Annotated in this window: 16 protein-coding genes and 2 tRNA genes; 4 read left to right on the top strand and 14 right to left on the bottom strand. The window is 60.8% G+C overall.

The window, feature by feature from the left end:
- Positions 1 to 28: 28 nt before the first annotated feature.
- The 9 genes from AC06G5_RS02530 to rnr all read right to left on the bottom strand — a co-directional run bounded on the left by AC06G5_RS02530 (position 29) and on the right by rnr (position 13467).
- Positions 29 to 3304 carry a transglutaminase family protein gene (locus tag AC06G5_RS02530; RefSeq protein ID WP_413425397.1) on the bottom strand — a complete coding sequence of 1092 codons (3276 nt, stop codon included), beginning with the start codon at positions 3302 to 3304 and terminating at the stop codon, positions 29 to 31.
- A gap of 361 nt (positions 3305 to 3665) precedes the next feature.
- Positions 3666 to 5969, bottom strand: a complete 2304-nt coding sequence (locus AC06G5_RS02525; RefSeq protein WP_008016881.1) for a YgiQ family radical SAM protein — start codon at positions 5967 to 5969, stop codon at positions 3666 to 3668.
- A 190-nt stretch (positions 5970 to 6159) separates the two neighbouring features.
- A complete protein-coding gene (gene dnaB, locus AC06G5_RS02520; RefSeq protein WP_057397743.1) occupies positions 6160 to 7557 on the bottom strand; it encodes a replicative DNA helicase in 1398 nt (465 codons plus the stop codon).
- 123 nt (positions 7558 to 7680) lie between these two features.
- Positions 7681 to 8127, bottom strand: coding sequence for a 50S ribosomal protein L9 (rplI, locus tag AC06G5_RS02515; protein ID WP_007973276.1), 447 nt, complete (start codon positions 8125 to 8127; stop codon positions 7681 to 7683).
- Between the two features lie 19 nt (positions 8128 to 8146).
- Positions 8147 to 9040 (bottom strand): hypothetical protein, encoded by an 894-nt coding sequence (locus tag AC06G5_RS02510; RefSeq protein ID WP_480458942.1) that lies wholly within the window; start codon positions 9038 to 9040, stop codon positions 8147 to 8149.
- 36 nt (positions 9041 to 9076) lie between these two features.
- The gene (rpsR, locus tag AC06G5_RS02505; protein ID WP_002551829.1) at positions 9077 to 9307 is read right to left on the bottom strand and encodes a 30S ribosomal protein S18; all 231 of its coding nucleotides are present in this window, start codon (positions 9305 to 9307) and stop codon (positions 9077 to 9079) included.
- A gap of 28 nt (positions 9308 to 9335) precedes the next feature.
- Positions 9336 to 9758: a 30S ribosomal protein S6 gene (gene rpsF, locus AC06G5_RS02500; protein WP_007982042.1), complete on the bottom strand. Its 423-nt coding sequence runs from the start codon at positions 9756 to 9758 to the stop codon at positions 9336 to 9338.
- A gap of 308 nt (positions 9759 to 10066) precedes the next feature.
- Positions 10067 to 10834, bottom strand: a complete 768-nt coding sequence (rlmB, locus tag AC06G5_RS02495; protein WP_413425400.1) for a 23S rRNA (guanosine(2251)-2'-O)-methyltransferase RlmB — start codon at positions 10832 to 10834, stop codon at positions 10067 to 10069.
- On the bottom strand, positions 10831 to 13467 hold the full coding sequence (gene rnr / locus AC06G5_RS02490; RefSeq protein WP_413425402.1) for a ribonuclease R: 2637 nt from the start codon (positions 13465 to 13467) through the stop codon (positions 10831 to 10833). Before rnr ends, rlmB begins: the two co-directional genes overlap by 4 nt.
- Before the next feature lie 224 nt (positions 13468 to 13691).
- On the opposite strand from rnr, the gene AC06G5_RS02485 reads away from it, so the two are divergent.
- From AC06G5_RS02485 to AC06G5_RS02470, 4 genes are all read left to right on the top strand, one after another.
- A tRNA-Leu gene (locus tag AC06G5_RS02485) sits at positions 13692 to 13778 on the top strand.
- Positions 13779 to 13945: 167 nt separating this feature from the next.
- A tRNA-Leu gene (locus AC06G5_RS02480) sits at positions 13946 to 14032 on the top strand.
- A gap of 311 nt (positions 14033 to 14343) precedes the next feature.
- On the top strand, positions 14344 to 15354 hold the full coding sequence (locus AC06G5_RS02475; protein WP_480458941.1) for an extracellular solute-binding protein: 1011 nt from the start codon (positions 14344 to 14346) through the stop codon (positions 15352 to 15354).
- Positions 15354 to 16901, top strand: coding sequence for an ABC transporter permease (locus AC06G5_RS02470; protein WP_480458940.1), 1548 nt, complete (start codon positions 15354 to 15356; stop codon positions 16899 to 16901). Before AC06G5_RS02475 ends, AC06G5_RS02470 begins: the two co-directional genes overlap by 1 nt.
- 121 nt (positions 16902 to 17022) lie before the next feature.
- Here AC06G5_RS02470 and AC06G5_RS02465 read toward each other — a convergent pair whose 3' ends face one another.
- From AC06G5_RS02465 to hflK, 5 genes are all read right to left on the bottom strand, one after another.
- Positions 17023 to 18957: a methyl-accepting chemotaxis protein gene (locus AC06G5_RS02465; RefSeq protein WP_480458939.1), complete on the bottom strand. Its 1935-nt coding sequence runs from the start codon at positions 18955 to 18957 to the stop codon at positions 17023 to 17025.
- 149 nt (positions 18958 to 19106) lie between these two features.
- On the bottom strand, positions 19107 to 20399 hold the full coding sequence (locus AC06G5_RS02460; RefSeq protein WP_008016891.1) for an adenylosuccinate synthase: 1293 nt from the start codon (positions 20397 to 20399) through the stop codon (positions 19107 to 19109).
- A 54-nt stretch (positions 20400 to 20453) separates the two neighbouring features.
- Positions 20454 to 21641: an ATP phosphoribosyltransferase regulatory subunit gene (locus tag AC06G5_RS02455; protein ID WP_413425410.1), complete on the bottom strand. Its 1188-nt coding sequence runs from the start codon at positions 21639 to 21641 to the stop codon at positions 20454 to 20456.
- 310 nt (positions 21642 to 21951) lie between these two features.
- Positions 21952 to 22821: a protease modulator HflC gene (gene hflC / locus AC06G5_RS02450; RefSeq protein ID WP_413425412.1), complete on the bottom strand. Its 870-nt coding sequence runs from the start codon at positions 22819 to 22821 to the stop codon at positions 21952 to 21954.
- Entirely contained in the window at positions 22821 to 23996 is a 1176-nt protein-coding gene (gene hflK / locus AC06G5_RS02445) for an FtsH protease activity modulator HflK (RefSeq protein WP_413425414.1), read from the bottom strand. Before hflK ends, hflC begins: the two co-directional genes overlap by 1 nt.
- Between the last annotated feature and the right edge of the window lie 20 nt (positions 23997 to 24016).

Raw genomic sequence — 24016 nt, 5'->3', positions numbered from 1 at the left:
TACGAAAAATCCGAGCGTCGCGCACGGTTCAGAAACGTCGCAAATCGAGTGTCATCGGTAGCTCGTCGTTAATTTCCATGTTGGGTACAGGAAGCTTCCCTGGCGTGTGTCCGATACGGAAGAAACGCGCCATGCGCCGGCTCTCGGCCTCGTTGGCATTGACCGGCAAGCTGTCGTAATTGCGCCCGCCCGGATGAGCGACGTGGTACTGGCAGCCGCCCAGCGATCGCTGCATCCAGGTATCGAGCAGGTCAAATACCAGCGGCGCATGGACCGGGATGGTCGGTTGCAGGCAGTTGGCCGGTTGCCAGGCTCGAAAGCGTACGCCGGCCACGAACTCGCCGACCCGCCCCGTGGGCTGCAACGGCACCGGGATACCATTACAGGTCAGCAGATATCGCTGGGGCGGCAAGCCGCTGAGCTTGACCTGCAAACGCTCCAGCGACGAATCCACGTAACGCACCGTACCGCCCATGGCGCCCTCTTCACCCAGCACGTGCCAGGGCTCGAGCGCCTGGCGCAGTTCCAGCGCGATACCACTGACGGCGTAATCGCCAACCTTGGGAAAACGGAACTCCAGATGCGCGGCGAACCATTCGGCCCGCACCGGATAACCGGCGGCGTTGAGGTCGACGATGACATCGGCGAAGTCTTGCTCGATAAAGTGCGGCAACAGGAAGCGATCGTGCAGCTCCGTGCTCCAGCGCGCCAGTTTCTGCGGTGCATAGGGCTCGCGCCAGAACCGCGCCACCAGCGCCCGCAGCAACAACTGTTGCGCCAGGCTCATGCGGGCGTGGGGCGGCATCTCGAACGCACGCAGCTCCAGCAATCCGAGACGTCCGGTGGCACCGTCCGGCGAATAGAGTTTGTCGATGCAGAACTCGGCGCGGTGGGTGTTGCCGGTCACATCGATCAGCAGGTTGCGCAGCAGTCGATCCACCAGCCATGGCGGACATTCCTCACCCGCTTCAGGCATTTGCGCGAAGGCAATTTCCAGTTCGTACAAGGCATCGTTGCGTGCTTCGTCGACCCGCGGTGCCTGGGACGTCGGGCCGATGAACAATCCGGAAAACAGGTAGGACAGCGACGGATGGTTGTGCCAGTAGCTGATCAGGCTGCGCAGCAGATCCGGGCGACGCAGAAACGGCGAGTCCCCCGGGGTCGCGCCACCCAGCACGAAATGGTTACCGCCTCCCGTACCGGTGTGCCGACCGTCGATCATGAATTTCTCAGTGGTCAGCCGGGTCTGGCGCGCTTCTTCGTAAAGGAATTCAGTGCGCTCGACCAATTCATCCCAGGTTGCGGACGGCTGCACGTTGACTTCGATCACCCCCGGATCCGGGGTGATACGGAAGTTGCTCAGGCGTGGATCGCTCGGCGGCTCGTAGCCCTCCAGCAATACCGGGCACATCAGCTCTTCAGCGGTGGCTTCGATGGCAGCGACCAGTTCGAGGTAATCCTCGACCCGCTCCAGCGGTGGCATGAACAGGTACAAACGGCCTTCCCGCGCCTCGGCGCAGAACGCCGTGCGGGTCAGCCAGTCGGCGGATTCATCGATCTTCGGTACGCGCTCCTGCACCTCGGCAGTCTCGCCCCGGCTTTGCAGTTGCGCGGTGTCGGGCAGCGGCGGGAAATCCTGATTCGGGTCTCGCGGATGAATAAACGGATATTCCGCCGCTTTCACCCACGGCTGCGAACCCAGCGGCAAGCGATAACCCAGCGGCGAGTCCCCCGGCACCAGTCGGCAGTGCTCATCGCGCAGATACCAGCGGCCGCTCTGCCACTGATCGCCCTTGGCGGTGCGCGCCAGCGGAAGGACCTGGCCGATGACCTTGTCCAGGCCTTGACTGAAGACCTTGCGCAGACGCGCACGCTCCAAAGGCTCTTCCAGGCGCGAATCTTCGGCGCTGACGTTTTGCGGCAACATCCCTTCGCGCCAGAGGTAATAAAAATTGTCTTCGTAGGCTGGAAACACAAAGCGTGTCGGAATGTTCAAACGCTCGGCCACGCTTGCCAGAAAACGCCCGGCCAGTGCGCCATCGACACCGTAGTCTTCCTGTTCATCGGCGATCAGCGCGCTGTTGTGCCAGATCGGCACGCCGTCACGGCGCCAATAGCAATTGAGCGACCAGCGCGGCAGTTGCTCGCCGGGGTACCACTTGCCCTGCCCGAAATGCACCAGCCCCTTGGGCGCGTAGTGTCTACGCAGGCGCTGGAACAGCTCGGCGGACAGCCGCCGTTTATCCGGCCCCAGTGCCGTGGTGTTCCACTCGGCGCCGTCCGGGTCATCAATGGACACGAAGGTCGGCTCGCCGCCCATGGTCAGGCGCACATCGCCTTCCAGCAAATCGGCATCGATCTGTCGGCCCAGGGCTTGAATCGCCAGCCATTGGTCGTCGGTGTAGGGCTTGGTGACCCGTGGTGCTTCCCAAACCCGCTCCACAGACATTTCGTGGCTGAATTCACACTCGCACGGTTCCACCAGGCCACTGATCGGCGCCGCAGAGGACGGATCGGGACTACAGGCCAACGGAATATGTCCTTCACCGGCAAACAGCCCGGAGGTCGCATCCAGGCCGATCCAGCCGGCACCGGGCAAGTACACCTCGCACCAGGCGTGCAGGTCAGTGAAATCCACTTCGGTGCCGGACGGGCCGTCAAGACTTTTGACGTCGGCGGTCAGCTGGATCAGGTAGCCCGATACGAAACGCGCCGCCAGTCCCAGGTTGCGCAACAGTTGCACCAGCAACCAGGCGGAATCGCGGCACGAACCGGAGGCCTGTTCGAGGGTGTGTTCAGGTGTTTGTACGCCGGGCTCCATGCGAATCAGGTAGTCGATGTCTTCGCTCAGGCGCTGGTTGAGCGCGACGAGAAAATCCACGGCAGGCAACGGCGTGCGGTCGATGCCGTCCAGATAGGCCTTGAACTTCGGCGTCAGGGGCAGGGTTTCCAGGTACGGCGCCAGTTCCTTGCGCTCGTCGGCGGCATAGGTAAAAGGGATTTTTTCCGCGTAGGGCTCAAGGAAGAAATCAAACGGATTGAAGATCGCCATCTCAGCCAGCAGGTCGACTTCGATCCGCAGCTCTTCAGTCTTCTCCGGGAACACCAGCCGCGCCAGATAATTGCCTTGAGGATCCTGCTGCCAGTTGATGAAGTGCTGCTCGGGCGAGACTTTCAGCGAATAGGACAGAATCCGCGTGCGGCTGTGAGCGGCGGGACGCAGGCGAACAATCTGCGGGCCAAGCTCGACAGCGCGGTCATAGCGGTAATGCGTGACATGGTGCAATGCGACATGAATCGACACGGCGTGCCTCCTGCGAGCCTTGAGCGTTTTGGAAAGCGCGCAAGACTTATGCCATCCAGCAACGCTGGCGCTTTCCTCGGTTGCCTGAGGCAGTACAGCACCAAAATCGGGCGATGCGCAGAATTGGCTTGCAAGAGTTGCACGTATTTGTGGCGTTCAGTTGCATAGTCGCCGCCAAACCCGGCCTCTTCGCGAGCAAGCCCGCTCCCACAGGGGGGAATGCATTTCATTGTGGGAGCGGGCTTGCTCGCGAAGAGGCCAGTTGCCACACCCCACTTTCAGGCTGTGATACAGCTTTTACTCCTCCAGAAACGCAAAACGCCAACCCGAAGGTTGGCGTTCTGTTCAGCGCAGGCGCGGCTTAGCGCGGCACGACCGGCTTGCGAGCCGGCTTCGGCCCCTTGCCCTTGGCCGCTTCCTTGCGCTCCTTGGCCGCCTGCTGGTTGCGGGCGAACGCCGCAGCCTTGGCCTGTTCGCGCTTGTCCCACGGATTGCCGCCATCGCTGGCACGCGGTGGCAGGCCAGTGTGCTGGGTGAGGATCTTGGTGGTCTTTTCCTTGGCCACTTTATGGCTGCCGGCCGGCGTCGAATTCTTGCGACGGGCGCTCTGGTAGCTGTCGGTCGATGGCTGGTGCAAAGGAATCAACTGGTTCTTGCCCGGCCCGATCAGGTCGGCGCGGCCCATGCGGGTCAGAGCCTCACGCAGCATCGGCCAGCCTTTCGGGTCGTGATAACGCAAGAACGCCTTGTGCAGACGACGCTGCTCTTCGCTCTTGACGATGGTCACCGCGTCACTCTTGTAGGTGACCTTGCGCAGCGGGTTCTTGCCCGAGTGGTACATCGCGGTGGCGGTGGCCATCGGCGACGGGTAGAACGCCTGCACCTGGTCGGCACGGAAGCCGTTGCCCTTGAGCCACAGGGCCAGGTTCATCATGTCTTCGTCGGTGGTGCCCGGGTGGGCGGCGATGAAGTACGGAATCAGGTACTGCTCTTTCCCGGCTTCCTTCGAATACTTCTCGAACATGCGCTTGAACTTGTCATAGCTGCCGATGCCCGGTTTCATCATCTGGTTGAGCGGACCTTCCTCGGTGTGTTCCGGGGCGATCTTCAGGTAGCCACCGACGTGGTGGGTCACCAGTTCCTTGACGTACTCCGGCGACTCGACCGCCAGGTCATAGCGCAGGCCGGAAGCGATCAGGATTTTCTTCACACCCGGCAACTCACGGGCACTGCGGTACAGCTGGATCAGCGCCGAGTGGTCGGTGTTCAGGTTCGGGCAGATGCCAGGGAACACACACGATGGCTTGCGGCACGCGGATTCGATTTCCGGGCTCTTGCAGGCGATGCGGTACATGTTCGCGGTCGGGCCGCCGAGGTCGGAGATCACGCCGGTAAAACCCGGGACCTTGTCGCGAATCTCTTCGATTTCGCGAATGATCGATTCGTGGGAACGGTTCTGGATGATCCGGCCTTCGTGCTCGGTGATCGAGCAGAAGGTGCAGCCGCCGAAGCAGCCACGCATGATGTTCACCGAGAAACGGATCATCTCGTAGGCCGGGATCTTTTCCTTGCCGTACGCCGGGTGCGGAATGCGCTGATAAGGCATGCCGAACACGTAGTCCATTTCTTCGGTGGTCATCGGAATCGGTGGCGGGTTGAACCAGACGTCCACTTCGCCGTGCTTCTGCACCAAGGCGCGGGCGTTGCCCGGGTTGGTCTCCAGGTGCAGCACGCGGTTGGCGTGGGCGTAGAGCACCGCGTCGTTGCGGACCTTTTCCACCGACGGCAAACGGATAACGGTCTTGTCGCGGGTCATGCGCGGGCTGGCCAGGATCTGCACGACCTTGGCTTCCTGCGGATCCTCGACCGGGCCCTTCTCCTGCTCGATGGCGCAGGCGGCGGTGTCCTGGGTGTTGACGTACGGGTTGATGATCTTGTCGATCTTGCCCGGACGGTCGATACGCGTGGAATCGACCTCGTACCAGCCTTGCGGCGTGTCACGACGGATGAACGCGGTGCCGCGCACGTCGGTGATGTCTTCGATCTTGTGACCATAGGACAGGCGCTGGGCAACCTCGACGATGGCCCGCTCGGCGTTGCCGTACAGCAGGATGTCGGCGCTGGCGTCGATCAGGATCGAGTTACGCACACGGTCCTGCCAGTAATCGTAGTGAGCGATGCGGCGCAGCGACGCTTCGATGCCGCCGAGGACGATCGGCACGTGCTTGTAGGCTTCCTTGCAGCGCTGGCTGTACACCAGGCTGGCGCGGTCCGGACGCTTGCCGGCCAGGCCACCCGGCGTGTAGGCATCGTCGGAACGGATTTTCTTGTCGGCGGTGTAGCGGTTGATCATCGAGTCCATGTTGCCGGCCGCGACACCGAAGAACAGGTTCGGCTCGCCGAGCTTCATGAAGTCGTCTTTGGACTGCCAGTTCGGCTGGGCAATGATCCCGACGCGGAAGCCCTGGGACTCCAGCAGCCGGCCGATGATCGCCATGCCGAACGACGGGTGGTCGACGTACGCATCACCGGTGACGATGATGATGTCGCAGGAATCCCAGCCGAGCTGATCCATCTCCTCCCTGCTCATGGGCAGGAACGGCGCTGGCCCGAAACATTCGGCCCAGTACTTGGGATAGTCAAATAACGGCTTGGCTGCTTGCATGTCGATAACCGGTGTTGGCTTTCATTGAATTTCGCGGGCGCGGAATATAGCACAAATTTTGACCAATTCCGACGGCCATGGTCGGAAATTGTGGCGACCCTATCGCGGGCAATCCCGCTCCCACAGGGATCACGCCAAACCTGTGGGAGCGGGCTTGCCCGCGATGAGGCCCTGTCAGGCGATGAAGATCTTACTCGTCGTCATCGAAGTTGTAGCTGCCCGGCGCCAGGTTCTCGAATCGGGTGTATTTACCGATGAAAGCCAGGCGGATAAAGCCGATCGGGCCGTTCCGCTGCTTGCCGATGATGATCTCGGCAATGCCCTTGTGCTCGGTTTCCGGGTGATACACCTCGTCGCGATAAACGAACATGATCACGTCGGCGTCCTGCTCGATCGCTCCGGATTCCCGCAAGTCGGAGTTCACCGGGCGCTTGTTCGGCCGCTGTTCCAGGGAACGGTTGAGCTGCGAGAGCGCCACCACCGGGCAGTTGAATTCCTTGGCCAGGGCTTTCAGGGATCGGGAGATCTCGGAAATCTCGTTGGTCCGGTTGTCACCGCTGGAACCCGGGATCTGCATCAATTGCAGGTAGTCGATCATGATCAGGCCGACATCGCCATGCTCACGCACCAGGCGACGGGTCCGGGCGCGCATTTCCGACGGGCTGATGCCGGCGGTATCGTCGATGAACAGCTTGCGGTCGTTGAGCAGGTTGACCGCCGAGGTCAGGCGCGGCCAGTCGTCGTCTTCCAGCTGACCGGAACGGACCTTGGTCTGGTCGATGCGTCCCAGGGACGACAACATACGCATGATCAGCGATTCGCCTGGCATCTCGAGGGAGTAAACCAGGACAGCCTTCTCGCTGCGCAATACGGCGTTTTCCACCAGGTTCATCGCAAAGGTGGTTTTACCCATGGACGGACGGCCGGCGACGATGATCAGGTCGGCTGGTTGCAGGCCGCTGGTCTTCTCGTCGAGGTCGGTGTAGCCGGTGGACAGGCCGGTAATGGCGTTGTCGGTGTTGAACAGGGTGTCGATGCGGTCGATGGCCTTGGTCAGCAGGTCGTTGACGCCCACCGGTCCACCGGTTTTTGGCCGGGCCTCGGCGATCTGGAAGATCTGGCGTTCGGCTTCGTCGAGAATCTCGGCGGCGGTGCGGCCTTCCGGGTTGAAAGCGCTGTCCGCGATTTCAGTGCTGATACCGATCAACTGGCGCAATGTCGCCCGTTCACGAACGATCTGCGCATAGGCCTTGATGTTGGCGACGGACGGGGTGTTTTTCGCCAGCTCACCGAGGTAACCGAGGCCGCCGACTTGCGAAGTCTGACCTTCCTTGTCCAGTTGTTCGGACAGGGTCACGACGTCGATCGGCATGTTCTGATCGGCCAGCTTGGCGATCGCACGGAAAATCAGACGGTGGTCATGTCGATAGAAATCGCCGTCGGAGACTTGATCGAGCACGCGCTCCCAGGCGTTGTTGTCCAGCATCAGACCACCGAGTACGGCCTGCTCGGCCTCGATGGAGTGCGGCGGCACCTTCAGGGCGGCGGTTTGCAGATCGTATTGCTCGGGAGCGGAGATATCGTTCATGGCCACTTGTGTTTTGGGTGATGAAAAGCAGGGGGTTCAGAAAGACAAAGGGCACGACCTGTAAACAGGATCGTGCCCGATGTTACCGGCAAGCACCCGAGGGTGCCAGCCGACAAGTGCTGCTTAAGCTGCTACCACGACAACGCGTACGGTGGCTTCAACTTCGGCGTGCAGGTGCACGGCTACGTCGAATTCGCCTACGTTGCGGATGGTGCCGTTCGGCAGACGAACTTCGCTCTTCTGCACTTCAACGCCGGAGGCGGTCAGTGCGTCAGCGATGTCGTGAGTACCGATCGAACCGAACAGCTTGCCTTCGTCGCCAGCGGTGGCAGTGATGGTCACTTCCAGCTCGGCCAGTTGGGCAGCGCGGCTTTCAGCCGATGCTTTGCGATCTGCTGCAGCTTTTTCCAGCTCGGCACGACGCTCTTCGAACGCAGCCAGGTTGGCTGGGGTCGCAGCGGTAGCTTTGCCGTAAGGCAGCAGGTAGTTACGACCGTAACCAGCCTTAACGTTCACTTTGTCACCCAGGTTGCCCAGGTTGGTGACTTTTTCCAGAAGGATCAGTTGCATGTGAAAATCCTCTTAACTTTTAACCTTCACCGTTCGCGTTATCGGCATCTTTCGGTGCCGAACGACCGCGAAAATCAATCAGGCTGTCGACGATGGCCAGGACCACCAGCAACGGATAGATCAGCTGCATGAACAGCAACAGCGTCACGTACAACCCCACCAGCCAGAACCTGGCCAGTCGCTTCTGCGCCACCAGCCCGTGAATCAGGGCCAGCCCGGCGAACACCAGCGGTACGCTGCACAACGGCGTCAACATGGCCATCTGCGAGCCGATGTTCGGCCCCAGAAGCATGCACGCCAGCAGCAACATCGCCGGCAACAGCGGGAAGCGGATGGCGCGAAACTCGCGACCAAAACCGCCCGGGTTGTACAACAACGCCTGCCAGTAGCGCCCGACAAGCAGGCTCAGCAAGCTGACGATTTGCAACAACGCCGCAATCAGGCCGGTCAGGACCGGTGCAATCAGGGACGCGAAACGCGCTTGTTCGTCTACCGACATCTTCTGGTAGACATCACCGAGTAGCGACGGCATGACCTTGATCAAAGCCTGCGCCAGCATCTCGATCTGGGGAGCAAAAGCTGTCCCCAACACCACTGAAAACACCGCTCCCATCGCTATGCTGACCAGCAGCACGCGGTTCCAGGACTCGCTTGCGCGCAAAACCAACGCAAGGCTCGCAGACCCCAGCAGCACCAGAAGTGCCCGTGGGTCGTCGGAGTACAGCCACCAGACCAATGCCGGCAGCAGTCCCAGAGCAAGAACGCCAAGGGCGTCCCTCAATCCGCGCCGCAGGAGCACAAGGCATCCGGCGGCAGCACCCAACCAATACAGCAACGGCATCGCCGCGCATCCAGCCACTACGAGAGTGGCCTGCATACGGCCGCGCATGATGAACTCAGCTATGGCCCGCATGCATTCAATCCTTTGCTACGAGTCGACTGCCCGGTCTCAGCGGCCGTGGCTGTCGGTGTAGGCCAGCAGGGCCAGGAAGCGGGCGCGCTTGATAGCGGTGGCCAGCTGACGCTGATAACGAGCTTTGGTACCGGTGATGCGGCTTGGAACGATTTTGCCGGTCTCGGATACGTAGGCTTTCAGGGTGTTGAGATCTTTGTAATCGATCTCTTTCACGTCTTCAGCGGTGAAGCGGCAGAATTTACGACGACGGAAGAAACGTGCCATTTGATAGGCTCCTTAAAAGGTCCGTGGATTACTCGTCAGCGTTATCGCTGTTGTCGCTGTCATCACTGTCAACGCTTTCAGCGCCTTCGTGCTCAGGACGGTCGCGACGCTCACGGCGCTCACTGCGGTTTTCTTCAGCCTTGAGCATCTCGGACTGGCCGGTAACGGCTTCGTCGCGACGGATGACCAGGTTACGGATCACTGCATCGTTGTAGCGGAAGTTGTCTTCCAGCTCGGCCAGGGCCTTGCCAGTGCACTCAACGTTCAGCATCACGTAGTGAGCCTTGTGAACATTGTTGATTGCGTAGGCCAGTTGACGACGGCCCCAATCTTCCAGACGGTGGATTTTGCCGCCGTCTTCTTCGATCAGCTTGGTGTAACGCTCAACCATGCCGCCGACTTGCTCGCTTTGATCCGGGTGGACCAAAAAGATGATTTCGTAATGACGCATGAATGCTCCTTACGGGTTGTAGCCTGCCGCTCAAAAGCGGTCAGACAAGGAGTGAATGACACTTATGGACTTGCGTGGGTAAGGCACATCAATGCCTGCCGTCACAGCAAGGGGCGCAATTGTAGAGAAGGGGCGAGGGAGGCGCAAGGTAATTGGTGATTATTTGAACAAACCTCGACACCCAAAAGCACTGTAGGAGCGAGCTTGCTCGCGAAGGTCGTCAACGATAACGAGGGGAAGCTGATGCCCCGCGGTGATCTTGAGTCCTTCGCGAGCAAGCTCGCTCCTACAAGTCGGTCGTGCGCCAATCAGGCTTTCTTGGCGGCCGCCGCAGCTTTCGCACCACGCTGACGCCGCGCCTCGAACAGGCACACGCCAGTCGCTACCGACACGTTGAGACTGCTGACGCTACCGGCCATCGGCAGATGCACCAGGTAGTCACAATGCTCGCGGGTCAGGCGACGCATGCCCTTGCCTTCGGCACCCATGATCAGGATGGTCGGCCCGGTGAGATCCTGGTCATACAGACTGACTTCGGCCTCCCCCGCCGTACCGACAACCCACAAGCCACGCTGCTGGAGCTTTTCCAGGGTGCGCGCCAGGTTGGTCACGGCCACCAGCGGAATCACTTCCGCCGCACCGCAGGCAACCTTTCGCACTACCGGCGTCAGGGTCGCGGACTTGTCCTTCGGCACGATCACAGCCAGTGCACCCGCCGCATCGGCAGAACGCAGGCAGGCGCCGAGGTTGTGCGGATCGGTCACGCCGTCGAGCACCAGCAACAACGGGGCGCCCTCGGTACGATCAAGCAGTTCGTCGAGCATCGCCTCGCCCCAGACCTGGCTAGGACTTACGTCCGCCACCACGCCCTGGTGCACGCCTTCAACCCAGGCGTCCATTTCACGACGCTCGGCCTGGCCGATTTGGACACGGTTTTCGTTGGCCAGTTCGATCAACGTCTGCACCCGCGGATCACCGCGACCTTCGGCCAGCCAGATCTGCTTTACGCGTTTCGGGTGATGACGCAACAACGCTTCTACAGCGTGTACGCCGTAGATCTTTTCCAACTGACTCATGGCTTGGCCTTAGGTTTACGCGCCCCGCCAGTCTTGGCTGGAGCCGAGCCCGCTTTTGGCGGACCTTTACGATGTTTGCTCGGTTTGGCTGGTTTGCCGCCGACAGCCTTGTCAGGCGCCGACCGGCTGGTCTTTCCCCCAGACGCCGCTTTACCGCCGCTTTTCGCACCGGCCAGCAACGCCTGTTTCATTTCACGACTCTTGCGCACTTCGGCGTTTTTCGCCGCCGCATCGCTTGGGCGATAGGCCTCGACAGCCTTTTCCTTGGCAGGACGACGACCGGTTTTCGCCGGGGCCGGTTCTGCGACTGTTTTTGTAGAGAGGGCCGCAGGTGCTGCCGCTTCCGTGCCACGCTTTTTGCGACCGATCGGCGCGCTGATGGTTTTTTCAGCCATCTCGAAGTCGATCTTGCGTTCGTCGAGGTCGACGCGCATGACCCGCACTTCCACGGTGTCGCCAAGGCGGAAACTGCGACCGGTACGCTCACCGGCCAGGCGGTGGTGCACAGGATCGAAGTGGTAGTAATCGCCCGGCAGCGCAGTGACGTGCACCAGGCCTTCGACGTAGATATCGGTCAGCTCGACGAACAGACCAAAACCGGTCACCGCGGTGATCACACCCGGGAACGATTCGCCCACGCGATCCTTCATGAACTCGCACTTGAGCCAGTTCACCACGTCGCGGGTCGCTTCGTCGGCACGGCGCTCGCTCATCGAGCACTGCTCGCCGAGCTGCTCCAGGGCCGCTTCGTCGTACGGATAGATGCGCGCCTTCGGAATCGTCATCGCACCGGCACGACGAACGTGCGGGGTGTCCTGCTTCGAATGGATCACGCTGCGAATCGCCCGGTGCGTGAGCAAGTCCGGGTAGCGGCGGATCGGCGAAGTGAAGTGCGTGTACGCCTCGTAATTCAGGCCGAAGTGGCCTTGGTTATCGGCGCTGTACACCGCCTGGCTCAACGAACGCAGCATGACGGTCTGGATCAGGTGGAAATCCGGACGATCCTTGATACCGGCCAGCAGTGCCTGGTAATCCTTCGGCGACGGACCATCCTTGCCTTTGTGCAGGGACAGGCCGAGCTCGCCGAGGAAGGCGCGCAGCTTTTCCAGGCGCTCCGGTGGCGGACCATCGTGAACGCGATACAGCGCAGGGATTTCGTGCTTTTTCAGGAACTCGGCGGTGGCCACGTTGGCCGCCAGCATGCATTCCTCGATCAGCTTGTGCGCATCGTTGCGAATGGTCGGCCGGATTTCGGCGATCTTGCGCTCGGAACCGAAGATGATCCGGGTTTCCTGGGTTTCGAAATCGATCGCGCCACGTACGTGACGGGCGGCCAGCAATACCTTGTACAGCGAGTAGAGCTGCTTGAGGTGCGGCACCACGTCGGTGTATTCACCGCGAAGCTTGCGCGCCTCGGTGGCTTTCGGCGTTTCCAGCATCGCGCTGACCTTGTTGTAGGTCAGGCGGGCATGGGAGTGGATCACCGCTTCGTAGAAGCAGTAGTCGGTCATCTCGCCGGATTTGGAGATGGTCATCTCGCAAACCATGGCCAAGCGATCGACTTGCGGGTTCAGCGAGCACAAACCGTTGGACAGCTGCTCAGGCAGCATCGGAATCACGCGCTCGGGGAAGTACACCGAGTTGCCGCGAACCTGCGCCTCGGCATCCAGCGCCGAACCGAGCTTCACGTAGCTGGATACGTCGGCAATCGCCACGTACAGCTTCCAGCCGCCGGAGAACAGGCGCAGCTTGCCCGGACGGGCTTCGCAGTAGACCGCGTCATCGAAGTCGCGGGCATCTTCGCCGTCGATGGTGACGAACGGCAGATGACGCAGGTCGATACGCTTCTCTTTGTCTTTCTCTTCGACTTCCGGCTTGAGCTTGCCGGCTTCCTTGAGCACGGCCTCGGGCCAGACGTGGGGAATGTCATAGGTACGCAGGGCAACGTCGATCTCCATGCCCGGCGCCATGTAATTACCCACGACTTCAACCACGTCGCCTTGCGGCTGGAAGCGTGGCGTCGGCCAGTGAGTGATCTTCACTTCGACGAACTGACCGATCTGCGCGTTGGCGTTACGGCCCGGTGTGACCAGCACTTCCTGCTGGATCTTCGGGTTGTCGGCAACGACGAAACCGATACCGCCCTCTTCGAAGTAGCGACCGACGATGCTTTCGTGGGCGCGGGACACCACTTCGACGATCATGCCTTCGCGGCGACCGCGACGGTCCAGGCCGGATACACGGGCCAGGGCACGGTCACCGTCGAACACCAGACGCATCTGCGCCGGGCTCATGAACAGGTCGTCACTGCCGTCGTCCGGCACCAGGAAGCCGAAGCCGTCGCGGTGACCGCTGATGCGGCCCAGGATCAGGTCGAGCTTGTCCACCGGCGCATAAGTGCCGCGACGGGTATAGATGAGTTGAGCATCGCGCTCCATGGCGCGCAGGCGGCGGCGCAGGGCTTCGATCTGGTCTTCCGTGGTCAGACCAAACTCTTCGACCAGTTGCTCGCGGTTAGCAGGCGAACCTCGATCAGCAAGGTGCTGAAGGATCAGTTCGCGGCTAGGAATGGGGTTTTCATATTTTTCCGCTTCACGAGCGGCCTCGGGATCGAGGGACTGCCAATCGGCCATTAGAGAGTTTTCACCTTGTCTATATGCGGGTTAGTTTGGCATAGGCGTAATGAAACGGGAAATTTCAAGCTAAGACGACCCATCTAAAGCCCTGTATCGACACATCAAAGCTGAATTGCAGACCGCTGGTGAATTTTTTCAGGTTTTTTTGAGGCCGGGGGTTTACAGTTAAAAAGACGCTCCGTATAGTGCGCGCCATCGACGACGCAGACGTTGCCGATAATGCCCAGATGGTGAAATTGGTAGACACGCCAGCTTCAGGTGCTGGTGACCTTACGGTCGTGGAAGTTCGAGTCTTCTTCTGGGCACCAATTTCGAGCTTGAGATTAGATCAATTTCAAGGCTCACACAAAAACCCGCGAAAGCGGGTTTTTGCATTTTAGACCCCTGGTTTATTAATTTTAAAATCAGGGGTTTACAGATCAAAACGCTCTCCGTATAGTGCGCCACATCAACAGCGGCAACGCTGAAGATGAATGCCCAGATGGTGAAATTGGTAGACACGCCAGCTTCAGGTGCTGGTGGCCTTACGGCCGTGGAAGTTCGAGTCTTCTTCTGGGCACCAATTCAAATTCAAGGTTACGGCCTTGGATTTCACAAAAACCCGCGAAAGCGGGTTTTTGCGTTTCTGGCATTTGAAAACACGTCTCCCCCCCTCTCCCTGTAGGAGCGAGCTTGCTCGCGATGCATGCTCAGGCGACGCATTTCTTCAGACAACCCTCGATTACGTTCACGTCCATCGCGAGCAAGCTCGCTCCTACAAGGGATGTGAGCCAATTAGCAAACATATGCCAGCCACCGCAAGGCGCATTTGAGAAACAATATCGTTTATCATTGTTGCAAGTTTTTGCAATGCGACAGTGAGGAACCCTGCGAATGATGTTTCGAAATACCCTGCGCCGCGGCCTGACCATTACCCTGCTTGGCCTGGCACTCGCCACTCCCATCACCCAAGCCGCCGACCCGGTTTCCCTGACTCTCTACAACGGCCAACACAAGGAAGTCGGCGACGCAGTCGCCAAAGCCTTCGAAGCCAAGACCGGCATCCACGTCAATGTGCGCAAAGGCAGCAGCAATCAGCTCGCCAGTCAGATCGTCGAAGAGGGCGATCGCTCCCCCGCCGACGTCATCTACACCGAAGAGTCGCCGCCACTGAACAAACTCGGCGAACAAGGCCTGCTGGCCAAGACGGATGACGCCACACTGGCCGTTCTGCCCAAGGAATACGTGGCCGGCAACGGCACCTGGATTGGCGTGACCGCCCGGGTGCGCGTCGTCGCCTTCAACCCGAAGCTGATCGATGAAAAAGACTTGCCCGCCTCGGTGATGGATTTCTCCAACCCCAAATGGCAAGGCAAAGTCGGCTTCGTGCCCACCAGCGGCGCCTTCCAGGAACAGGCCGTCGCGATCATCAAGGTGCACGGCATGGACGCCGCCGAAGAATGGCTGACCGGACTGCGCGCATTCGGCAAAACCTACAGCAACAACATGGTTGCACTGAAAGCCGTGGAAAATGGCGAAGTGGCCACTGTGTTGGTCAACAACTACTACTGGTTCGCCCTGCAGCGTGAAAAAGGCCAGCTCGACTCGAAGCTGCATTACTTCACAGGCGGCGATGTCGGCGGGCTCATCACCGTTTCCAGTGCAGCAGTCCTCAAATCCAGCAAACACCCCCAGGAAGCACAGCAATTGCTCGCCTATATGGCCAGCGAGGAAGGCCAGCGCGTGATCACCCAGACCACCGCCGAATACCCTCTGCACAAAGGCATGGAATCTGATCGCGGGCTCAAGCCATTCAGCGAACTGCAGGCGCCGAACGTGACGCCAGCCGACCTCGGCAATGCCGAAGAAGCCCTGGACCTGGAACGCGACGTTGGCTTGAACTGATGAGCGCATCGCTATCTGTCGCCAGCCTGCGCCGCAAGCGTCCCCCCATAGGGTTGGTGTTGCCGGTATTGCTGCTGGTCGTACTCAGCTTCCTGCCGCTGGCCTATGTCGGACTCAAAGCCTGGCAAGCAGGCTGGGCCCAAGCCTTGCACCTGCTGTGGCGGCCCTACGTATTCGGCCTGCTGCGCAACACCCTTGCATTGATGCTGGGCGTCACCCTCGCCTGCGGCGTGATCGGCCTGTCACTGGCGTGGCTGCTCGAACGCAGCAATCTGGCGGGACGCAGGATTTGGGGTGTAATCCTGTGCCTGCCGTTTGCCGTACCGGCCTTTGTCAGCAGCTTCACCTGGGTTTCGCTGAGCGCGCACTTTGAGGGGCTCGGCGGGGCGATCCTGGTGATGAGCCTGTCCAAGTACCCGCTGATTTTTCTGCCTGTGGCGGCAACCCTGCGCAACCTTGATCCATCCCTTGAAGAATCGGCCCGCACCTTGGGCCAGAATCGCTGGGGAGTGTTTTTCCGCGTCACCTTGCCCCTGCTCTGGCCATCGTTGCTGGCGGGCTCGCTGCTGATTGCGCTTCACATGCTGGTGGAGTTCGGCGCCCTGTCGATCATCGGCTTGCAAACCTTCACCACGGCGATCTATCAACAGTTCGAGCTGGAGTTCAGCAATGCCAACGCGGCGATGCTCTCTGCCGTACTGCTGACGCTGTGCCTGGCGCTGCTGTGGCTGGAGCTACGCGTGCGCGGCAAGGGTCGACACGTGCGCACCGGCCAGGGAGCGGCGCGACACGCGGAACAGGTTCAACTGGGGCCATGGGCAGTGGCGGGACAGCTTTATTGCCTGCTGCTGGCAATCATTGGCAGCGGGATTCCGCTGGGCATGCTGGCCTACTGGCTGGCGGTGGGATCATCGGCAGCCTTTCCCGTGGCGGCAATCGGCGAAGCATTGCTGTCATCCCTCGCACTGTCGCTGGGAGGCGCGGGGTTTTGCCTGGTGCTGGCGGTGCCGGTCGGCCTGCTGGTCGTACGCTACAAAGGTCAACTGGCGATCTGGGCCGAGCGCTTGCCGTATCTGCTGCACGCCCTGCCAGGACTGGTCATTGCCCTGGCCCTGGTGTATTTCGCCCTGCACTACGTGCCGATGCTCTACCAGACTTCGGCGTTGCTGCTCATCGCCTACGCCCTGTTGTTTCTGCCACTGGCCCAGGCACCGATCCGCACCGCCCTGAACAAAGCGGCGCCGCAACTTGAAGAGGCGGCACGTACGCTGGGCGCCTCATCATTCAGCGCTTTTTGCCGAGTGACACTGCCGATTATCTTTCCGGCGCTGGGGGCGGCCTTTGCGCTGGTGTTCCTGGATGCGATGAAGGAACTGACGGCGACACTGCTGCTGAGTCCGACCGGACTCAATACCTTGGCGACAGAGGTGTGGGCGCATACCGCGAATGTGGAGTTTGCGGCGGCGGCACCTTATGCGGCGCTGTTGATTCTGGTGTCGGGATTGCCGGTTTATCTGCTGACGACGCGGATGTATCTGAGTCGCTGAGATCGCCTTCGCGGGCAAGCCCGCTCCCACACTGGATCTGCTGTGAACTCACTATTTGTGAACAGCAGAGATTAAATGTGGGAGCGGGCTTGCTCGCGAAGGGGTCGGGCCAGGCAACCCGTCAAGCCCTGAACTGCCCCAGGCTCGCCTTCAACTGCGCCGCCAGACCATCGAGCACCTTGCCGCTCGCCGTGGTCTCCACGACAGCCTGCGCCGCTTTCTCGGCCTGGGCGTGAATGGTCTGGACCCGCCCTCGCACGGCCTGCGCGCCCTGCGCCTGATGCGCCGCAGCCTGGGTAGCCAAACCGATCGCCGCGTGGACCTGCTCGACGGATGCCTGCACCGACTGCTGCAACCGGGCACTGTCGCGCAGCACCAGCAAACCTTCACTGGCCTGGCGCCCGGCCTGACCAATCGCTGCCACCGCCTCACGCGCACCTTGCTGCAACGCAACGATGTGCGCCTGAATATCGCCGGTGGAGCTCTGCGTCTTGCTCGCCAGCGCCCGCACCTCATCTGCCACCACCGCAAACCCGCGCCCGGTCTCGCCGGCACGCGCCGCTTCAATAGCCGCGTTCAGCGCCAGCAGGTTGGTCTGTTCAGCGATGCCGTGAATTACCGTCAACACCACTTCGATCTGCTCACTTTGCTGTGCCAGGCGCTCGATCACTTGCGCACCGGTGTTGACCTGACCCGCCAACTCCTCGATCAGGCTGCCGACTTTCGCCGAGGTCCGGGTGTTTTCGTCGGTAGCCTGACGAATGTCCACGACCTGCTTCAGCGCCGCCTGCATGGCGTGGCTTTCCGACTGCGCTTCATCAGCCATCTGCGACAAGGCACGCAAACTCTCCGCCACCTCGTCGCGCTGCATGCCTGCCGCCGCATCCGCACCGGCATTGCGCAAGGTCATGGCGCCAATTTCCACACCGGTACGCTGGGCCACATCGCCCGCCTCGCGCACGATCGGCTGCAACTTATCCACAAAGCGATTGACCGCCGAGGCCATGTCGCCGATCTCGTCCTTGCTGTTGATCTGCACACGCTTGGTCAGATCGCCCTCGCCCGCCGCCAGGTCATCCATGGCAACGATCAGCATTTTCAGGCGATTGACCACTCGGCGACCGAGCACCACCGCCAACAACAGCAAGACACCGAAACCCACCACCGCCAGACACACACCGATACGCCAGCGCAATGTCGCGGCCGCTTCCTGTACGGTGCCGGTGGTGTTGGCTTTCATTTCAGCCGCCGTGGACTGAGCCGACTGCAGACGCGAACGCATGGCCGCTGCGCTGTCGGCGGCCGCGCCCTTGAGGCTGTCGCCCACCAGTTGATCGCTGCTGGCGATCAAGGCCGCGAAGCGCTTGTCGAGGGCCGCGAGATCAGTCTCCACCGAAGCAGTCGAGACCCCCATCAGGACCTTGCCGATTTCCACGCCATTGGGGTTGATCGAAGCCTCGACGTAGAAGACCGAAGGGTCGTTTTTCGCCGCATCCAGCACCTTGTCGAGCGCCCGCTCGCCCTGGCCTTTTTCCAGCAGTGCCTTGTTGATCGGGTTTTCCCGGTTGAGGTAGCGCGTCAGGTGCTGGCCAGTGGCGTCGTCATACACCACGAACAGCACATTGGGATTGCGCTGGGCCCGGCGGGCGAACTCGGACAGTGTCGGAACGTCGTTGTCCCACATGGCGCGGGGCGCGACTGAAGCCAGAAGCTGTGCCATGTCGCTGGCAGAGTCCTTCAGGTCCTTTTCCAGGGTCGAACGCAATTGCGCCTGCTCTTCCTCAAGACGTGAGGATAAACCGGCCGTGAGGCGCTGGCGTGTACTGGTAGAGAGGCTGTCCAGACTGGATGTGACTTCGCGCCCTGCCTGCTCGAGCTCAGCGGAGAGCTTTTGGCTGTCCGCGCCCAGGCGCATGCCAAGATCGGCTTCCAGCGCGGTCACCGTGCTCCGGGTCAGAGCAACAGCCACCAGCACCTGCACCAAAAGGGCGATACCCAGGGTAACGAACACGGGCCGCAACAAACGGCTTTGTAACAATGAGAGAACGGCCGACATCTGAAATCCCTCTGCTTTGGCGCCATTAAATTGATAGCACGCCGGAAGCAATGCTTTTTTAATGTTCACAGCAAAGGTCATGCCGTTCGACAGGCATAAACGACAAAGGCCCCGATTAAGGGGCCTTTGTGTTTTACATCAACGACTTATCAAGCAAACGGATGACGCAGAACGATGGTTTCGTTGCGGTCAGGACCCGTCGAAATAATGTCGATCGGCGCGCCGACCAACTCTTCGACGCGCTTGATGTAGTTGCGTGCAGCCTGCGGCAGCTCTTCCAGAGTCTTGGCGCCGAGGGTGGATTCTTTCCAGCCCGGCATCTCTTCGTACACTGGCTCCAGGCCGATGTAGCTGTCGGCATCGGTCGGTGCGTCGATCACTGCACCGTCAGCGTTCTTGTAGCCAACGCAGATGTTGATGGTTTCCAGGCCGTCCAGCACGTCGAGCTTGGTCAGGCACAGGCCCGAGATGCTGTTGACGTCGATGGCGCGACGCAGGATGACAGCATCGAACCAGCCGCAACGACGGGCACGGCCGGTGGTCGCACCGAACTCGTGGCCACGCTTGGCCAGGAATGCACCCACGTCGTCGAACAGCTCAGTCGGGAACGGACCCGAGCCAACACGGGTGGTGTAGGCCTTGGTGATGCCGAGGATGTAATCCAGGAACATCGGGCCAACACCCGAACCGGTAGCGATACCGCCAGCGGTGGTGTTGGAGCTGGTGACGTACGGGTAGGTACCGTGGTCGATGTCCAGCAGGGAGCCCTGGGCGCCTTCGAACATGATGTCTTTGCCGGCGCGACGCAGGTTGTGCAGCTCGGCAGTGACGTCCAGCATCATCGGCTTGAGCAGCTCGGCGTACTCCATGCACTCGTCCAGAGTCTTCTGGAAGTCGATGGCTGGCTCTTTGTAGTAATTGACCAGTACGAAGTTGTGGTAATCCAGCAACTCGCCCAGCTTGGCGGCGAAACGCTCGCGGTGGAACAGGTCGCCGATGCGCAGGCCGCGACGTGCAACCTTGTCTTCGTACGCCGGGCCGATGCCGCGACCGGTGGTGCCGATCTTCAGCTCGCCACGGGCCTTTTCACGGGCCTGGTCCAGCGCTACGTGGTAGGACAGGATCAGCGGGCAGGAAGGGCTGATACGCAGGCGCTCGCGCACCGGTACGCCTTTCTCTTCCAGCTTGACGATTTCACGCATCAGGGCGTCAGGTGCAACCACCACGCCGTTGCCGATCAGGCACTGTACGCCTTCGCGCAGCACGCCCGACGGAATCAGGTGCAAGACGGTCTTTTCACCGTCGATCACCAGGGTGTGGCCAGCGTTGTGGCCACCCTGGTAGCGCACTACGGCGGCAGCATGTTCGGTCAGCAGATCAACGATCTTGCCTTTGCCCTCATCACCCCATTGGGTGCCCAGGACTACGACATTCTTACCCATAACACTTGTCCTCATTCGCGCAAACTTGGTGCCGGCGGCAGCCGGCAGGAAAACTCAAGAAGCCAGTGGCGATACTTGCCAAAGCCCGTTCTGCTGAATCAATTGCCGGTCGCAGTCCGCTTCACGGGCGGCGGCCAAAGGTTGTCCAGGCAAGGCCTGAACGACACGCTGACCCTCACTGCGCAACTGGCAAACCTGCTGCCAGAGTGCTGCATCCGTACTGTCAGGCATCCAGATACCGCCAGACGGTAGCTCGATCTCAGCACGCCCCAGGGTCACCAGGGTTTTCAAATCGGTGGAAAAGCCGGTTGCCGGACGGGCGCGACCGAAGTCGGCGCCGATGTCGTCGTAACGACCGCCCTGGGCAATGGACTGGCCAACACCCGGCACGAACACGGCGAACACCACACCGGTGTGGTAGTGGTAACCGCGCAGCTCGCCCAGGTCGAAATACAGCGGCAGCTCAGGGAAACGTACGGACAATCGCTCGGCAATCGCCAGCAGGTCGTCCAGCGCCGCCGTCACCTGCGCCGGAGCCTTGGCCAGGCGTTCACGGGCAGCCACCAGCACCTCACGACCACCGCACAGATCGACCAGTGCGCGCAGCATGGCTGACAGATCGGCCGGCAAGCCCTCGGTCAAGGTAATGACCTCGTCGATGGCCTTGCGTTGCAACGCATCGAACAACTGCTGTTCAACTTCACCAGACAAACCGGCGGCGCGGGCCAGGCCGCGATAGATGCCGACATGGCCGAGGTCCATGTGCACATCCGGCACATCGGCCAGTTGCAGCATGGCCAGCATCAGGCTGATGACTTCGACGTCGCTGCTCGGGCTGCCGTCGCCGTACAGCTCGGCACCCAGTTGGATCGGGCTGCGCGAGGACGACAAGGCACGAGGCTGAGCATGCAGCACGCTACCTGCATAACACAGACGGCTCGGACCTTCGCGGCGCAGGGTGTGCGCATCGATGCGCGCCACTTGCGGCGTGATGTCGGCACGGAAACCCATTTGCCGGCCCGATTGCGGGTCGATGACCTTGAAGGTCCGCAGGTCCAGGTCCTGGCCCGCGCCAGTCAGCAGGGATTCCAGGTACTCGATATGGGGAGTCACGACAAACTCGTAACCCCAGCTCTGGAACAGATCCAACACCTGACGACGCGCGACTTCAATACGCGCCGCTTCCGGTGGCAGTACTTCTTCGATGCCATCTGGCAGAAGCCAGCGGTCTACCGTTGCCATTACGCCTTCCCCTATATCCGGGCGACCAGCCTGTCGGCGAGCCTTGAGTGAAGCAGAAAATGATCAGCTCATACACAATCCACGCGCATGAGCGACGGAGCGAAAAGCCCTTCTACCGGCTTCGCCAACCACTTTCCTCGAAAAACTGTCGAGCCAATCGGCCCGGCGTCCGCTTAAAAACAGCAATCAAACATGCAGACGCAAAAAAGCCGGGAATTTCCCGGCTGCCGCATCATACACACGTTTTCCCAAAGGATCACCCCGCCAGAGGTTTTAGCCGCCCGGCGGGAGGATTCAGGTCAACGCCGTATCAAGGCTTGGCTTTTTCCAGGTAGTGGAAGAAGTCGCTGCTTGGGTCGAGAACCATGACGTCGGATTTGTTCGCGAAGCTTTCACGGTAGGCGCGCAGGCTACGGTAGAACGCGTAGAACTCCTGATCCTGACCGTACGCCTTGGAGTAGATCGCAGCAGCCTGGGCATCGCCGTCACCGCGAACCTCTTCGGATTCACGATAGGCTTCAGCCAGCAGCACGCGGCGTTGACGATCGGCGTCGGCACGGATGCCTTCGGCCAGCTCGTTACCCTTGGCGCGGTGCTCGCGAGCTTCACGCTCACGCTCGGTGCTCATACGCTCGAACACGCTGCGGTTCACTTCTTTCGGCAGGTCGATGGTCTTGACCCGAACATCGACAACTTCGATGCCCAGCTCTTTTTCAGCCATCTTGTTCAACGAAGCAGTAATGTCCGCCATCAGCGCATCGCGCTCACCGGAGACCACTTCGTGCAACGTGCGCTTACCGAACTGGTCACGCAGGCCCGACTCCAGACGACGGGACAGACGCTCGTCGGCGATCTGCTTGAGGCCGGAAGTCGCGGTGTAGAAACGCTCTGCGTCCTTCACGCGCCACTTGGCGAAGGCATCGACCATCACGGCTTTCTTTTCCAGCGTCAGGAAGCGTTGCGTCGGTGCATCCAGCGTCATCAGGCGTGCGTCGAATTTGCGCACCTGGTTAACGTAAGGCACTTTCACGTGCAGGCCTGGCTGAACATCGGTCTGGACCACGCGACCGAACTGCAGCAACACCGCACGCTCGGTCTGAGCCACGATGTAGAAGCAGTTCCAGGCTGCGATCGCCACGACGACGCCGACAATAAGGGCGATCAGCGATTTATTGCTCATCAGCGACTCTCCCTGGTACGTGCCTGCTGCTGCAGATCTGCTGCCGCACGCGTATTCGCTTCATTGCTGGTGGCTGCCGCACTGCTGCTCATCGGAGTGCTGGTGCTGCGACCACTTTCGACCATCTTGTCCAGCGGCAGGTACAGCAGGTTGCTCTGGCCGTTCTTGTTGCCGGTCACGAGAACCTTGCTGGTGTTGCTGAAGACTTCCTGCATGGTGTCCAGGTACAGGCGCTGGCGGGTAACTTCAGGCGCCTTGCGGTACTCGGCGACCAGCTTGGTGAAGCGGTCGGCCTCACCCTTGGCGCGCGAGACGGTTTCGTCACGATAACCGTTGGCATCCTCGAGGATGCGCTGGGCCTGGCCACGAGCTTCCGGCACGACGCCGTTGGCATAGGTTTCGGCCTGGTTGCGCGAACGCTGCTCGTCTTCCCGGGCACGGATCACGTCATCGAAGGCTTCCTGAACTTCGCGCGGTGCCGCTGCGCTCTGTACGTTGACCTGGGTAACGGTGATACCGGTGCGATAGGTGTCCATGAAGCGTTGCAGGCGCTCCTTGATTTCGCTGGCCATCAATTCACGACCTTCGGTCAGTACCTGATCCATTGCGGTGGAACCCACCACATGGCGCAAGGCGCTGTCGGTCGCGTGCTGCAGGCTGATTTCCGGTTGGTCGACGCTCAGCACGAAGTCCTGCAGGTTGCTGATCCTGTACTGCACGGTCAGTGGCACTTCGACGATGTTCTCGTCTTCGGTCAGCATCTGGCCCTGCTTGGTGTAGGCACGCTCACGCGTGACGTTTTCCATGTACTTCCTGTCGATCGGCGGGAAGTAGATATTCAGGCCCGGACCCACGGTTTCGTAGTACTTGCCGAAGCGCAGCACCACGGCTTGCTCCTGCTCGTCGACGACATAAACCGCGCTGTACAGCCAAACGGCGGCCAGCACGACCAGGCCGATGCCGAGCAGGCCGCCAAAGCCGCCACTCTTGCCCGGACCACCGCCGTCGTCGCCACCACGTTTCTTACCACCACCGAACAAACCGTTCAGGCTTTCCTGCAGCTTTCGGAAGGCCTCGTCGAGATCTGGTGGTCCCTTGCGGTCGCCGTTGTTACGACGCTTGCCACCCCAAGGATCCTGATTATTCGAGTTGCCACCCGGCTCATTCCAAGCCATAGCGCTCTCCATCTGATAAA

This window comes from Pseudomonas sp. WT-JTC (assembly GCF_056711565.1).
The sequence above is the reverse complement of the archived record's forward strand: the minus strand, read 5'-3'. Positions and strand labels throughout refer to the sequence as shown.

What these genes read in the sequence shown, in the direction of transcription:
- AC06G5_RS02525 (WP_008016881.1), bottom strand. Translation starts at nt 5,969, where the DNA reads ATGCAAGCAGCCAAGCCGTTATTTGACTATCCCAAGTACTGGGCCGAA.
- dnaB (WP_057397743.1), bottom strand. Translation starts at nt 7,557, where the DNA reads ATGAACGATATCTCCGCTCCCGAGCAATACGATCTGCAAACCGCCGCC.
- rplI (WP_007973276.1), bottom strand. Translation starts at nt 8,127, where the DNA reads ATGCAACTGATCCTTCTGGAAAAAGTCACCAACCTGGGCAACCTGGGT.
- AC06G5_RS02510 (WP_480458942.1), bottom strand. Translation starts at nt 9,040, where the DNA reads ATGCGGGCCATAGCTGAGTTCATCATGCGCGGCCGTATGCAGGCCACT.
- rpsR (WP_002551829.1), bottom strand. Translation starts at nt 9,307, where the DNA reads ATGGCACGTTTCTTCCGTCGTCGTAAATTCTGCCGCTTCACCGCTGAA.
- rpsF (WP_007982042.1), bottom strand. Translation starts at nt 9,758, where the DNA reads ATGCGTCATTACGAAATCATCTTTTTGGTCCACCCGGATCAAAGCGAG.
- rlmB (WP_413425400.1), bottom strand. Translation starts at nt 10,834, where the DNA reads ATGAGTCAGTTGGAAAAGATCTACGGCGTACACGCTGTAGAAGCGTTG.
- rnr (WP_413425402.1), bottom strand. Translation starts at nt 13,467, where the DNA reads ATGGCCGATTGGCAGTCCCTCGATCCCGAGGCCGCTCGTGAAGCGGAA.
- AC06G5_RS02475 (WP_480458941.1), top strand. Translation starts at nt 14,344, where the DNA reads ATGATGTTTCGAAATACCCTGCGCCGCGGCCTGACCATTACCCTGCTT.
- AC06G5_RS02470 (WP_480458940.1), top strand. Translation starts at nt 15,354, where the DNA reads ATGAGCGCATCGCTATCTGTCGCCAGCCTGCGCCGCAAGCGTCCCCCC.
- AC06G5_RS02465 (WP_480458939.1), bottom strand. Translation starts at nt 18,957, where the DNA reads ATGTCGGCCGTTCTCTCATTGTTACAAAGCCGTTTGTTGCGGCCCGTG.
- AC06G5_RS02460 (WP_008016891.1), bottom strand. Translation starts at nt 20,399, where the DNA reads ATGGGTAAGAATGTCGTAGTCCTGGGCACCCAATGGGGTGATGAGGGC.
- AC06G5_RS02455 (WP_413425410.1), bottom strand. Translation starts at nt 21,641, where the DNA reads ATGGCAACGGTAGACCGCTGGCTTCTGCCAGATGGCATCGAAGAAGTA.
- hflC (WP_413425412.1), bottom strand. Translation starts at nt 22,821, where the DNA reads ATGAGCAATAAATCGCTGATCGCCCTTATTGTCGGCGTCGTCGTGGCG.
- hflK (WP_413425414.1), bottom strand. Translation starts at nt 23,996, where the DNA reads ATGGCTTGGAATGAGCCGGGTGGCAACTCGAATAATCAGGATCCTTGG.